Consider the following 12921-nt stretch of genomic DNA (forward strand, 5'->3'; position numbering starts at 1 on the left):
AATAGTATTAGAATTAAATAATTCACTCTTTTTGTGCTTGAATAGCTGTTATAACAATGGGCTGAAAAATTTGGCCATGCCTTCCATAAATCGTTGCCATAGGGGCCTGTTTTTAAATGTTTTATAATCCAGCCTATTGCAATTGGAACAAATACGATCGAATTCGGCTTTGATCTGTTCAGTCAATTCGCCATCATAGAGCAGTGCATTGGTCTCAAAATTATGCTCAAAACTGCGATAGTCAAAATTTCCCGATCCTACAGATGCAATTTCGCCATCAACTATAATCATCTTGCTGTGTGAAAAATCAGGTCTAAGGTGTATTTTCACTCCTACTTCCAGTAATTGTTCAAATCGAGAGAACATACTGAATTTGGCCATGCGCGAATCTGATTTTTCGGGAACCAACAATCTAACCTCAATACCACTTAGTGCAGCAATTATCAAAGCCTGTAGTATAGAAGTACCTGGTATAAAATAAGGATTGGCAATACAAATGTATTTTTCGGCAGAATTGACCATGGCAATATATTGCTGCATGATGGCCGGTTGTTTTGAATCGGGACCCGCGGCGGCAATTTGTACAATATGGCTACCTCGAGGTTCGACATCTGGAAAATAGGTCTTGCTCATCAAAAGGTCTTCATCACTGGCAAAATGATAATCCTTCATAAATATTCGATGAAGGCTGTTCACTGCCGGACCTTCAATTTTTACGTGCAAATCCTCCCAGATTCCGAGATCCGAAATGGGTTTAATGTATTTATCACTGACATTGACCCCACCCGTAAAGCCGACATGTCCATCCATGATCAGTATTTTTCGATGGTTTCTATAATTTAAGGTGAAAAGGAGGTTGCCAAAGCGAATGGGCATCATTGGGTACACCTGAACGCCAATCTCTTGGAACTTTTTTTTGAATTTCCCCCGGAAGGAATAACTGCCGAACGAATCGTAAATCAGACGTACTTCAACCCCTTCTGCTATTTTTTTCTTGAACAGTTCAAAAAAACGTTCGGTCAGCTCACCCTCAGAAAAAATATAGTATTGCAGATGAATGAATTTTTGCGCCTTTTGCAAGGCCTCAAAAATACTTTCGAAGGTTTCCGCCCCCCCATTGAGCACGGTGACCTTGTTACCGTCATAAGGAGTCAAAAAGGTACTGCTCTCAATCAACTTGGCAAGTTTCGCCACTTTGACTTGTTCAGGTTCCTTCCGATTGGCTTGTTCACTTAAGTCTTTGTATTTTTCATCAAACAGTTTTCGTTTTTCGGTCTGTTTGAGGCGAAAGAATTTGAACTTTCTACGATTAACTCCAAAAAGGTAATACAAGATGGGTCCAGCAAAAGGCAATAACAAAATGGCCAACAACCAACTTAACGATTTCGTGGGTCGGCTGCCGTGAAGTATAATGCTGATAATGCACCAGAGCGTCAGTACCGCATATAGAATCCACCAGAACGTATTCATTTATTTTTCCCTTTTGTCTTAATTTGCAAGATAAAGAATCAGTGAGCTACAAATGGTAATCCGGAGCAATTGGGGCAGTAAAGAATCGGATAACGACAATTGAAACAATGATAAAAAATTAATTTGCCAACTAACTTAAAGATATGGGTGTGATTGCAAAAAACAATAGAAAATTGACCATTTACTATCATTCTGGAACGTCTATAGGGGAGCAAACCTTGGCCTATGTGCAAGCTTCCAACAAAAAATTACATGAGGTGGACATTGCAAAGACCAATGTTACCGGTACACAGTGGACAGAATTGGCCAATGGCTTAAATACCAACGTTTCTGAACTTATCAATACGGAACATCCAGAATTCATCAATACCTATGGGAAAGAATCGCCAAGAATGCAAGAGCATGACTGGCTAAAAGTACTAGGGCATGAACCGCAGCTGCTTAAATTTCCTATATTGATTGATGGTGAAACCTACCTACAGATCAAAAGCGCTGCCCAATTCAAGGAGTATCTGGAACCCGATAGTGCAGGTATTGATAAAAAACCGTTGAGCGACCAGTTTACAGATAAAGACAGTGCCTAGTAGAAAAGGTAGTAAACTACTTCAAAAGAGTTTGGGAATGTACTATTGGGGCAAAAATATTTAGCGAACCACGCGTTTTATCAATCGCGTTTTTTAAAACTGGGCCGCTGTCTCCATACATCTTAATTTTTCCTCGACGATGGTGATTTGTACCTCAACATCACCAATATTTTCTAAATCGTGGATGGCTTCTTGGTAGCATTCGCGAAAATAGGTTTCACCTCGGTCAAATCGTATCATATCAATGGCACCATTTACATTTCTGGACAACAGTAGGCCATCTGTCAAACAATTGCAGCTATAAGTTTTGCTGTGCCGTCTAAAGGGAAGCCTTTCGCCTGGCTTCAGGTTAATTTGCCATAATTTAAATTCCTTGTTCTCGAACAAGGGTCTTCCTATTTCTTCACTAATTTGATTTTGATGTACTTCCAATAGCGTTTTTGGGCTCCAGCAATCAAAATTCCCGACAGGATTGATATTGGTTATGACCATAATTTAAAGCATTGATTACGCCTGTCTTTTGTTCAAAGTAAAGCGTCCGTTATTCTTAAAAAAGGCGCAAAACTAAAAAAAAAGCCCTTTCTAATTGTGCGAAAAATTCCTTAAAAATGAAAGTATTAACATTATTTAGTATTTTCAAAGTATGCTTTTGAGCTGCTAGGGCTTTACTTAGAATTTGTTTAGCCTTTAGGGGCGTTATTAATGCAACACTATAGTTGGGTTCTGCCGATGGGATTGCTTTGACTTTTCTACATTTTTGTGCTGTGAATATGTACTAGATGCCAGGTAATAAAAGGCAGCCAGTAGGGCTACCGATAGACCGGCACTAATGGTACTTCCGTTCATGGAAAACAACAAAAAGATACAGCCCAAATACCCAGAGTAGGAAGCAATATGGTTTTTGGAGCTTGGTACCCTGGACCATCCCCTGAAAACGGATATTTTCTGGATGAAACAAGCGCTACGCATATTTGAGCATAACTACCGTCAATTCCTGGAAAGATAAAGATACCGGGTCCGACCATGCTCCCTACCCCAATAAAGATTTTTGCGGTAACCGCCATGTTTCGGTGAAGTTGAGGATTTTTAAAATCGTTTTCCGTTTCCATCGAACGTTGTGAAACTATTTTTCCACCTTTCTATTGGTTGATTTTTATTGAAAATTTTAAAACGAAGAAAGTACATCAACCCGTTGTGCATTTTGAATGCTTTTTAGATTTAAAACCGCCAGTTGGAGTTTTTTCTGGAAGAAAAAGTATCGAGAACAAGGTTCCATGGCTAAAATTCTGATTCTCGATACTATTTTCCGATACTTCGTATCAAAAAATCACTCGAATCGACGAATTTTCATCAAAATGCACAATGGGTTATATCACAACAATACTTGGCATGGATGCAGTCAACCGTTTTTTCTGATTGAATTGTTGGCCGAAGAAGAGCCATGACCCAATTATCGAGATGCCATATCGCTGTTTATCCGAAGGCTGATGCTACCGAACCGCCGTCGATACGTATGTTGCTTCCATTGATGTAACTGGCGTGTTCTGAACAGAGAAATGCCACCACCGATGCAACCTCTTCGGGTTTGCCACGACGTTGCATGGCAATGTGAGGCCGTTTGTTTTGGGCAAACCATTGTACAGCTTCTTCCATGGAGCTATTTTTTTCTTTGGCCAGTTCTTCCATCATGGCATCGGTCATTGGTGTCTCAATAAACGCCGGAGAGATACAATTAAAAAGAATGTTTTCTTTGGAATATGATCGCGACAAACATTTGGACAGATTTATGATCCCCGCTTTGCAAGCATTGTATGGGCTTTCTTCATCATAGGGCTGAAAGGCATTTTCGGAAGCTACGAGAATCATACGGCCCCATCCTAATTTCTGCATTTGGGGAATAAAGGCCCTGGCGACCCTAACGGCTCCCATTAAATCAACTTCAATGGTCTTCATCCAATCATCATCGGTCAACTCCAGAAAATCCCCCGCCGCACCCCTGGCTCCGGCAGAATGAAATATGATATGGGCACCCCCAAATTTTCTAACTACTTTTTCGGCCAGACGCAAAACCTCTTTGTTGTCTGAGATATCACACCCCATGGTTATCACCTCGGCTCCATGTCTACTGCGCTTTTTCACATCTTGGGCCGCATCGATCAGCGCTTGGCCTTCTTCCTTGTCAGTTAATACGATGTTGACTCCTTCATGTATTAGAAATTTTGCAGTTTCCATCCCAATACCCGAGTCGCCTCCGGTAATCAGTGCTGTTTTTCCTTCTATTTGTAAATCCATAGCATTATCTATTATTGTATTGTGCGATTTTCTTAGTTAGTCATGGTTTGGTTATTTTATTGGGCCTACTGGCCAGAATATCTGGCTAGCCGTTCTGTGTAAAACCCGGGTAGCAGGTCATTCCCCCATCTACAAATAGGGTAGTGCCGTTGATGTAATCAGATTCATCGGAAGCTAACCAACTGGCAACGCTGCCAATATCGGAGGGTTCGCCAATTCTACCATAAGGTATCAATTTGAGCATTTTTTTCTTTCCCTCTTCGGTACTCCAGACATCTTTGTTGATATCGGTTTTTATCGCTCCAGGGGCAATACTATTGCACCTTATCTTCTTTGGCGCATATTCTTGGCATATACTCTGCATAAGCATTTTGAGCCCCCCTTTGGATGTAGCGTAATTGGCACGACCGGCCCATGGTATCACTTCATGAACGCTACTTATGCAAATGATTTTTCCCAACGCATTTGATAGCTCTGGGCGCATTCCCCTTTTCAAAAATTCTTTAATGGCAGCTCGGGCGGTCAGAAATTGTCCGGTGAGGTTCACATCAATGACCTGCTGCCAGTCTTCCAATTTCATTTCGTGAAGTGCATGATCTTGTTGAAGTCCGGCGTTGCCTATGCTGATATGCACCGTGCCAAACTCAGCTACGGTCTTTTTAAAAAGTTCAGAAACATCGGCTTCTTTGCTCACATCACCACCAATCACCAAGGCTTCTCCGCAATTGGAATTTTTTGCAATCCAATCTGCCGTTTCTTCGGCGCCTTCTTTGTCACTGTGGTAATTGACCACCACATTGGCACCTTCTTGTCCTATGGCCTTTGCGATGGCCGAACCGATTCCATTACTGGACCCGGTGACGATGCAGGTCTGTCCTGCTAATCTATCGTTGGGTTTTTGCATTTTTTTGTTTTAGGGATAAGATAATCTTAAGAAGGTTCTAAAGAAGAATACGAACCTTTTAGGAGAAGCATTTTGAGTGATTGCGTCAAATAATTTTTAGCGATAAGCAAAAATCTTTCAGGGTTAATCAAAGCGGCTCGGTAAATCTACCTTGTGACAATAATTCACAAATAGAAATCATATTATGGAAACAATGAAGACCGCTATTGGAATCAAGGGAGATAATCGTGAAGCTGTGGTAAATATGCTCAAGCAGTTATTGGCTGATGAGTATATTATGTACACCAAGTACCGTAATGCACATTGGAACGTTGAAGGAATCGACTTTCACAGCAAGCATGTGTTCTTTGAGGAAGAATATGGCAAACTTGAAGAAACCATTGACAGCGTAGCAGAGCGTATTAGAATGCTCGGATTTTACTCACCCGGAACCATGCAACAGTTTTTGGAGCTTTCTGCGCTCAAGGAAAATGGGCCAGAACAAAATGATAGTGCCAGTTTCATGGAGGTATTACTCCAAGATCATCGCACGATCATTACATTTATTCGTAAAAGTATCGGTGAAAATGCTGAAGCTCACAACGACGAAGGTACGGCCGATTTCATTACTGCCATTATGCAAATGCATGAACAGATGGCTTGGATGCTTCGTTCATCGTTGAAAAATTTTGACTAGTGGCATTAGGTAAAAAAGCTAAAACGGCAGAGGAAAACCTTTGCCGTTTTTATATAAAATACACACTATGATCGTAAAACAGTCCAACAAAGGATGGCGCATGATATACCAGGCGGCACACGGTCTGTTGGCCGGAAAAATAGCTAATGAACTGGCGCACCGTTTGCGTCCCGAGCATTGGTTGGAAACCTTGACGGCCATTATTGAACATGACGATCACCAACTTAATTTTGATGAGAAAATGTATTTGAATGAAATAGGTGTGCCCATAGATTTTGTGCCAGAAAATACTCCAAACGAAAAGGTGACGGAACGCGCTCAAAGAATTTATAAAAAGGCACGCATAAAGTCTAAATATACGGCAATGTTGGTGTCCCTCCACTTAGAGTTTCTTTATGGGGACATGGAAGATAAGGAAATGCGGGAATTTTTAAAAACGATTGGTAAAGACCGGCAAAAATTTCAAAAATTGTATGGTCTGGAGGCAAAAAAAGTACAATCTACTTACCAAATATTACGATTTTGTGATCGCTGTTCGTTGATTTTGTGCAAAGAAAGTTTGCCTACCAACCAACGTTCTTTAGAAATTAATACCTCTATAGAGGGCAAGACGTATTACATCTACCAATCAGAAAAAGGGCATGTGATGATCAATCCTTGGCCATTTGAAAAGGAAAATTTCCTAGTAGCGGTGGAGGAATTGTTGTTGCAAACGGCAAAATTTAAAGACAACCAAGAACTGCAGACTGCCCTTAAGGGAGCAAAGACGGTATTGCTTTCATGGAATTTTAAAAAGGAATAATCCATTAACTAGTATAAATGTCCAAATCAAAGGAAGAAATCTATAACGAATTTAACGATGTGGTCAATATGGCCCCCAGCGAGCTTGAAGATTGGTTGCAGACCGATAAATCTAAAGGCGTAGGGCAAGACAGTGGCGACGGAGAGGCCATAGGCCATAAAAGTGGAAAGAAAATCATTGCGATAAAGAAAAAAAACAAAGAAGATTTGACCCAAGCCGACTATGATCACATGAACAAGGTAATCGGTTATGTAAAACGGCATAAAGCACAAGAGCCCGAAGGTAATGTTAGGGAAACTGATTGGAGGTACAGTCTACAAAATTGGGGGCACGACCCTTGTAAGTGAATGGTTCACCTTAAAGAAATAAAAAATGGACAAATGGTTTGAGTTTTCATTGAATGGGTTGTTGTCCATTACATTGACCGCGGTAGGAACTTACGTTGCGGTCATTCTTTTTACCCGCCTAGGGGGTAAACGAAGTTTTTCCAAGATGAGCAGCTTTGATTTTGCCATAACCGTTGCCTTAGGTTCAATGGTGGCGACCACGGTCCTGTCCAAATCGGTAAGTCTTTGGCAGGGTATGACCGGACTAGCCGTTCTTTATATACTTCAATTAGGTACCGCCTACCTACGCAGGTATCCCGTGGTATCGGCCATCACGGATAATCGCCCCATGTTTTTAATGAAGGGGGCGACTGTCCTCCATAAAAATTTAAAAAAAGCCAAGGTTACCGAATCAGATTTGCGGGCCAAACTTCGTGAAGCCAATGTTTTGGAACTTTCACAAGTGCGTGCCGTAATTTTTGAAACAACAGGCGATATTGCGGTATTGCATTCGGCCAATACCCAACAAAAGATACAGGATTGGATTATTCAAGGGATTGAGGAATAACCTCTTCGATATTGTATTTTTCTGAATTTTTTTTAATCACAACAACTGTTTAAACAAAAAAAAACCTGTTACAAACCAGTGGTCCGTAACAGGTTAATTGCTTTGTAAATACTAATCAGTCAGAAGATACCGCAGGATACTCATCAAAAATTTCATCTACATACTGGGTGATTTTTGCTGAGGTGTCATTTTGGTAAATAGCCTCCTCAGCGGTTCCTGACCAGAGTCTGTTTTTGGTCTTGCGGTCAATGATGTCTACGATGAGTGTTCCTACTTCATAATTTGAATAATCAACATCGTACCCAACAAATTCACCGTAATTACTGTACCCATAGTAATAATAGGGGTCATAAAAGGGACTTACTGGATATCTTGTGGTATAAGGATAAGTGGCATAAACTGCGTCAACATCACGCATACGTTCTTTATCAAACTTAGTGGTCAATAACACCAACAAATCCGGATTTTCGCGATTTAGGGTATACCCAAGTTCTTTCATATTGTCATTCATGGCCCTGATCACTGATTTGCCAACCTTATCTTTCTGTCCGGCCAAATTGTCGGGAACTTCAAAATTTGTATTGGGCAAATAGGCAAAGCTCTGGTAATTGCCCAAGTCTTTTTCTGTCATCTTTGTAGTGGTCAGGGTAGGCCCGCAGGCAATTACAATTGCGAATGTGGCCATTCCCAAAACCCATAATTTCATTTTTTTCATAGTACATATATTTTAAGTTAACGTTCCTTAAGATACGCCTGGAGTTTAGCATCACTTGATCATAACGGGATAATTATTGATAATAAAACGTTTTACCTTCCACAGGATAAAAAAATCCGCCCGTTAGGGGCGGATTGGGCGCTCATGCGTGAGTGTATATATTATGCTGTCGCAGCTACCTGGTTTTGGCGGTCTTGATAATATTTAGGACTACAATTATATTTTTCTTTGAATATTTTGGAAAAGTAACTTCTACTGGTCAACCCTACCGTATAGACAATTTCAGATATGTTAAGGTCGGTGGTTTTAATTAGATTCTCAGCGGTTTCTACCCGTACGTTTCGGATATAGTCAGACACCGTGCGGTTATGTAACAATTTAAAGCCCTCTTGCAGTTTTGCTGGTGACATACCCCCTTTTTTGCTCAGGTAGGCTAAACTATAGTTTACCTCGGGATAATTTTGGATAAATACCGATAGTTGATGGATGGTATCCATTTCACTTCTGGTGAGCGATCCGTAATTGTTCTCCGCATTATTCATATCTCTGTTGTGTTGCTCTATTTCTAGGGCCAACATGGTATGTGCAATACCTTTGATCAATAGCCTGCGAACAATGCCATGTTGCTTTATGCTTTCCAAATGCTTTATTTTTTCCGCAATTTTTAAATTGTAAGATCCTATATAGGCAAAGATTTCCGAGTCACCCTTAGGTATAAAGGTTTGTAAAAGCTGCTGTTGTAAAAGGTTGACCGCTTCATTTTCCGCTTTGCTAGAATGCGTATTCACGATAATATTGGAGAGTTGAACGGGCTGGTCCTTTCTAAAAAATAAACAAGAACTTTTGCTGGGTTCACTGGCAAAAATACCGGTCTGAAATTGGTTGAGGGCCCTTTGTTTTCCATATAATCCAAAACTGTGGCTTACTTGGCCCCCGGCGCAGTATAAAAAATAGATAGGGTTGGTCACGGGCGTATTTCTAACCAGTAAGGTGTCTTGTTTAAAAATCACATCATACTGTATGAAAGAAATATTTTTGTTGATGGACATTCCAGTAATTTCCCCATCTACCATTTCATTGTCCATTTTTAAGGTATACTCTTTATCATTGGATTGCAGTGTTCCCCCCAGTTCATTCCCAAGGTGAACTATTAATTGCTCTATGTGTGATGTTTTTAATTCTATTGTTTTCATGTTGTCCTTTATTTTACGGTTAATTGTTATTTTTCTTTTAGTGCTATAATTATGGTCACTGCGGTTGCCAAGAACAGAAACAGGTCTGCATAAATACTTATGTCGCTAATGAAAAAACTGGTTATCCAACATCCAAACAAAAGCAAAGCTGTTATTTTAAGAAATATCAAGAATTTCAATAGATTATGGTTTAGTAAGACAATGGGAAGCTCAAAATTAACTTTAGGAATCTGGGTCACTTCCAATTTGGTTGGTCATGCCCATGATAAAATTGCTGATGGTGACGTCTTCTTGCGTTTTAGAAATTGTTTTTGGCCTCACCTGACCTATGCGTGAATTGGTTCTGTAATCAGTGCTGTTTTTTTCCATGATATTCTGTTATAGGGTTTAACTAAATTTTCTTGTCTTTTTCTTTTTACAAATTTCAATAAATCAACGCTTTAGCTTGTTATACAATTTCTTCATAGTGTTATATGATTCTTAGAAAACTACCTATTTATGACACAATCCCTATAAATGTTAATGTGTTTAAACTAATACTGGCCTCATCATTGCCATTTGCTGTACATTGATGCAATGGCTACGATTGGGCGTAGCATCATATTAGAATTCATGTATTATGGAAATGGATAATTTGGATTACGGGATTATTGGCAACTGTAACAGTGCCGCGCTCATTTCCAAAATGGGCAGCATCGACTGGTGTTGCCTTCCTGAGTTTGATTCGGCTTCGGTGTTCGCAAAATTACTGGACAATAAGATTGGGGGAAGTTTTGGTTTTGACGTAGATGAGGAGTATACCATTAGCCAAGTTTATGAAAAGGATACCTGCATTCTAATCACCAGTTTCAAAAAAGAAGACGCCTCTTTTGAGGTCCACGATTTTATGCCGAGGTATTTCTTGGGGGAGCAGGAGCATTGTTCACCACCAGAAATTGTGCGGTATATTAAACATATAGCCGGTAAGCCCCGCTTTAAGATAATCTACGACCCAAAACTGGAATACGCCCGTGGGGAGACCAAAACCTATGTCAAAAAAGATTTTCTGGCCAGTTTAACAAAGCAGGAAAAGTTTGACACTGTTTTTCTATACACCTCTTTTGATAAGGATAAGGTGGTCAATGGCAAGGAGATTACAATGATGGAAGATGGTTTTTTTCTTCTTGGATATAACGAAAAAGTTCTCTTGCCCACGGTAAAAAAAGCATATGTGGAGCTTGAGCGGACCAAAGCGTATTGGCTCAATTGGTCACAACGCACCGCTACCTACCAAAAGTTCAATACGGAAATTAAACGGAGCGCCCTTACTTTAAAGCTTTTGAGCTTTGACAAATCCGGGGCCGTCCTTGCAGCGGCCACCACCTCCATTCCGGAGGTCATTGGGGAAGAACGTAATTGGGATTACCGGTATTGTTGGATAAGGGACGCCTCAATGATGATTAAAGTCATAAGTGCCTTGGGGCATAAAGGTATGGTAAGGCGCTATCTTGATTTTATTATTAGCCTTATGCCGGATAAGGATGAGAAGCTACAAATTATGTACGGCATCCACCAAGAAAAAAAACTAACGGAAAAGACCTTGGATCATTTTGAGGGTTACAAAGGTTCAAGGCCAGTGCGTGTGGGCAATGCCGCATATGAACAAGTTCAACATGATATATACGGTATACTTATGGATGTTATCCATAAATTAATGACCCAGTTTTCCATTGGTTTAAAAGATGGGGAAAATCTTTGGGGCATCACTAAGGGCATCGTTTGGATCGTAGAGCAACATTGGAAGGAACCGGACAAGGGTATATGGGAGTTTCGGTCAGAGAAAAAGCATTTTACCTTCTCAAAAATTTTATGCTGGACGGCAGTCGATCGCGCTCTGAAGGTGGCCCGTCTACTGAACAAAACCCATAAAATGGAAAAATGGCGGCCCTTGGAAGCGGCCATAAGGCAAGATATTATGGAAAATGGTTGGAATGAGAACAAGCAGGCCTACACGCAGTCTTACGGGTCTGAATACATGGACGCATCCATACTTTTAATGGAATCTTATGGCTTTATTCCGGCCGATGACCCTAAATATATCAGTACGGTACATGCCGTAGAAAAAGACCTTTGCAGGGATGGTTTATTATATCGCTATACCAATAGCGACGACTTTGGTAAACCTTCCTCATCATTTACCATCTGTACCTTTTGGTTCATCAATAGTCTTTTTAAAATTGGGGAGAAGGAGAAGGCGTTGGGGCATTTTGAGCGATTATTGAAACACGGCAACCATTTGGGCCTTTTTAGTGAAGATATAGATTTTAAGACCAAACGCTTGCTGGGCAATTTCCCACAAGGGTACTCCCATTTGGCATTGATCGAATGTGCCGTTAATTTCTCTGAACAAACCAAAGAATCGCTGCTTAGAAAAGAATTGCGCTAGTCCAATATTTATGCCCTGCCCAACCCCACACCTTTACCTGAATATTATCCGGATTAAAACAAAAGCCATTTCGGTCAACCTTGGAAACAGGAACTTTGTAGTTTACCAAAATAAATTAACCTTATGTTTGAAGTCTTTTCCAATGCCGATGCATGGGTAGCCTTGGTGACCTTAACTTTTCTTGAAATTGTTTTGGGTATTGACAATATCATATTCATTTCCATTGCGGCTGATAAACTGCCTGCCGAACAAAGAAATAAAGCCACCAATTTAGGCTTGGTCATGGCCATGGTACAGCGCATTTTGCTATTAATGGGCGTATCTTTTTTAATTGGCCTCGGGGAACCCTTTTATATCCTAGAAACCTCATGGATTTCTATGGGAATTAGTTGGCAAGCCCTGATACTTTTCTTTGGAGGGCTTTTCTTGCTGTACAAGAGCACCTCGGAAATCCATGATAAGTTGGATAACTCTGGGGAAGGGGAACGGCAACTACAGGCTAAGAAAATCACTTCCTTCCGTAGTGCCATCGTTCAAATTATGTTGATTGACTTTATTTTCTCCATAGATTCCATTTTAACGGCAGTGGGCATGACCAACGGTATTGGTGAAAATCCCAATGATGCACTGATTTTAATGATTTTGGCGGTAGTCATTTCTATAATGGTCATGATGCTGTTTGCCAACACCATTCGGGTTTTTATCAGCAAGCATCCCTCCATGCAACTGTTGGCCCTGTCTTTTTTGATTTTGATTGGTTTTATGCTGGTGACGGAAGCGGCACATTTGTCGCATACAATCATCTTTGGTCAATCGGTGGGGGCAATACCTAAAGGGTACCTTTATTTTGCCATTTCCTTTTCACTACTGGTAGAATTCTTAAACATGCAATGGAGAAAAAGAACCGTGGTCACAGAGCAAAATGGGAAAGAGCATGGGTAATGAGGCCCAACAAACAAAATGCAA

The 12921-nt window shown here is 40.5% G+C and carries 14 protein-coding genes; 7 read left to right on the forward strand and 7 right to left on the reverse strand.

Going from position 1 to position 12921, the window contains the following annotated elements; genetic code table 11:
- Nucleotides 1–48: 48 nt before the first annotated feature.
- Nucleotides 49–1470 (reverse strand): cardiolipin synthase, encoded by a 1422-nt coding sequence (gene cls, locus I595_RS07945; protein WP_054558897.1) that lies wholly within the window; start codon nt 1468–1470, stop codon nt 49–51.
- 143 nt (nt 1471–1613) lie between these two features.
- On the opposite strand from cls, the gene I595_RS07950 reads away from it, so the two are divergent.
- Nucleotides 1614–2054 (forward strand): arsenate reductase family protein, encoded by a 441-nt coding sequence (locus I595_RS07950; protein WP_054558898.1) that lies wholly within the window; start codon nt 1614–1616, stop codon nt 2052–2054.
- 93 nt (nt 2055–2147) lie between these two features.
- Here the strand turns inward: I595_RS07950 and I595_RS07955 are convergent, their stop codons facing one another.
- From I595_RS07955 to I595_RS07975, 3 genes are all read right to left on the reverse strand, one after another.
- Nucleotides 2148–2546 carry a hypothetical protein gene (locus I595_RS07955; protein ID WP_054558899.1) on the reverse strand — a complete coding sequence of 133 codons (399 nt, stop codon included), beginning with the start codon at nt 2544–2546 and terminating at the stop codon, nt 2148–2150.
- Nucleotides 2547–3527: 981 nt separating this feature from the next.
- A complete protein-coding gene (locus tag I595_RS07970) occupies nt 3528–4346 on the reverse strand; it encodes an SDR family NAD(P)-dependent oxidoreductase (RefSeq protein WP_054558902.1) in 819 nt (272 codons plus the stop codon).
- A gap of 85 nt (nt 4347–4431) precedes the next feature.
- A complete protein-coding gene (locus I595_RS07975; RefSeq protein ID WP_054558903.1) occupies nt 4432–5250 on the reverse strand; it encodes an SDR family oxidoreductase in 819 nt (272 codons plus the stop codon).
- Nucleotides 5251–5434: 184 nt separating this feature from the next.
- Here I595_RS07975 and I595_RS07980 point away from each other — a divergent pair, with 184 nt between their 5' ends.
- From I595_RS07980 to I595_RS07995, 4 genes are all read left to right on the forward strand, one after another.
- The gene (locus I595_RS07980) at nt 5435–5926 is read left to right on the forward strand and encodes a Dps family protein (RefSeq protein ID WP_217997186.1); all 492 of its coding nucleotides are present in this window, start codon (nt 5435–5437) and stop codon (nt 5924–5926) included.
- Nucleotides 5927–5993: 67 nt separating this feature from the next.
- Nucleotides 5994–6728 (forward strand): DUF3891 family protein, encoded by a 735-nt coding sequence (locus I595_RS07985; RefSeq protein ID WP_054558904.1) that lies wholly within the window; start codon nt 5994–5996, stop codon nt 6726–6728.
- 17 nt (nt 6729–6745) lie between these two features.
- Nucleotides 6746–7075 carry a DUF3140 domain-containing protein gene (locus tag I595_RS07990; RefSeq protein WP_054558905.1) on the forward strand — a complete coding sequence of 110 codons (330 nt, stop codon included), beginning with the start codon at nt 6746–6748 and terminating at the stop codon, nt 7073–7075.
- 25 nt (nt 7076–7100) lie between these two features.
- Nucleotides 7101–7622: a DUF421 domain-containing protein gene (locus tag I595_RS07995; protein ID WP_054558906.1), complete on the forward strand. Its 522-nt coding sequence runs from the start codon at nt 7101–7103 to the stop codon at nt 7620–7622.
- Nucleotides 7623–7737: 115 nt separating this feature from the next.
- Here I595_RS07995 and I595_RS08000 read toward each other — a convergent pair whose 3' ends face one another.
- The 3 genes from I595_RS08000 to I595_RS17360 form a co-directional block, all read right to left on the reverse strand.
- Nucleotides 7738–8337, reverse strand: coding sequence for a DUF4136 domain-containing protein (locus I595_RS08000; RefSeq protein ID WP_054558907.1), 600 nt, complete (start codon nt 8335–8337; stop codon nt 7738–7740).
- Nucleotides 8338–8498: 161 nt separating this feature from the next.
- Nucleotides 8499–9530, reverse strand: a complete 1032-nt coding sequence (locus tag I595_RS08005) for a helix-turn-helix domain-containing protein (protein WP_054558908.1) — start codon at nt 9528–9530, stop codon at nt 8499–8501.
- A 222-nt stretch (nt 9531–9752) separates the two neighbouring features.
- Nucleotides 9753–9899, reverse strand: a complete 147-nt coding sequence (locus tag I595_RS17360; RefSeq protein ID WP_157449690.1) for a hypothetical protein — start codon at nt 9897–9899, stop codon at nt 9753–9755.
- A gap of 256 nt (nt 9900–10155) precedes the next feature.
- On the opposite strand from I595_RS17360, the gene I595_RS08015 reads away from it, so the two are divergent.
- Together I595_RS08015 and I595_RS08020 are read left to right on the forward strand one after the other, a co-directional pair.
- Nucleotides 10156–11955 carry a glycoside hydrolase family 15 protein gene (locus I595_RS08015; RefSeq protein ID WP_054559108.1) on the forward strand — a complete coding sequence of 600 codons (1800 nt, stop codon included), beginning with the start codon at nt 10156–10158 and terminating at the stop codon, nt 11953–11955.
- Between the two features lie 123 nt (nt 11956–12078).
- Nucleotides 12079–12897: a TerC family protein gene (locus I595_RS08020; RefSeq protein WP_054558910.1), complete on the forward strand. Its 819-nt coding sequence runs from the start codon at nt 12079–12081 to the stop codon at nt 12895–12897.
- Nucleotides 12898–12921: the final 24 nt, after the last annotated feature.

Origin of the sequence: Croceitalea dokdonensis DOKDO 023, from assembly GCF_001306415.1 — a bacterium.
Lineage (GTDB): Bacteria > Bacteroidota > Bacteroidia > Flavobacteriales > Flavobacteriaceae > Croceitalea > Croceitalea dokdonensis.

Coding starts and splice junctions, on each gene's coding strand:
- I595_RS08000 (WP_054558907.1), bottom strand. CDS start 8,337: ATGAAAAAAATGAAATTATGGGTTTTGGGAATGGCCACATTCGCAATT.
- cls (WP_054558897.1), bottom strand. CDS start 1,470: ATGAATACGTTCTGGTGGATTCTATATGCGGTACTGACGCTCTGGTGC.
- I595_RS08015 (WP_054559108.1), top strand. CDS start 10,156: ATGGATAATTTGGATTACGGGATTATTGGCAACTGTAACAGTGCCGCG.
- I595_RS07975 (WP_054558903.1), bottom strand. CDS start 5,250: ATGCAAAAACCCAACGATAGATTAGCAGGACAGACCTGCATCGTCACC.
- I595_RS08005 (WP_054558908.1), bottom strand. CDS start 9,530: ATGAAAACAATAGAATTAAAAACATCACACATAGAGCAATTAATAGTT.
- I595_RS07985 (WP_054558904.1), top strand. CDS start 5,994: ATGATCGTAAAACAGTCCAACAAAGGATGGCGCATGATATACCAGGCG.
- I595_RS07955 (WP_054558899.1), bottom strand. CDS start 2,546: ATGGTCATAACCAATATCAATCCTGTCGGGAATTTTGATTGCTGGAGC.
- I595_RS07980 (WP_217997186.1), top strand. CDS start 5,435: ATGGAAACAATGAAGACCGCTATTGGAATCAAGGGAGATAATCGTGAA.
- I595_RS17360 (WP_157449690.1), bottom strand. CDS start 9,899: ATGGAAAAAAACAGCACTGATTACAGAACCAATTCACGCATAGGTCAG.
- I595_RS07950 (WP_054558898.1), top strand. CDS start 1,614: ATGGGTGTGATTGCAAAAAACAATAGAAAATTGACCATTTACTATCAT.
- I595_RS08020 (WP_054558910.1), top strand. CDS start 12,079: ATGTTTGAAGTCTTTTCCAATGCCGATGCATGGGTAGCCTTGGTGACC.
- I595_RS07990 (WP_054558905.1), top strand. CDS start 6,746: ATGTCCAAATCAAAGGAAGAAATCTATAACGAATTTAACGATGTGGTC.
- I595_RS07970 (WP_054558902.1), bottom strand. CDS start 4,346: ATGGATTTACAAATAGAAGGAAAAACAGCACTGATTACCGGAGGCGAC.
- I595_RS07995 (WP_054558906.1), top strand. CDS start 7,101: ATGGACAAATGGTTTGAGTTTTCATTGAATGGGTTGTTGTCCATTACA.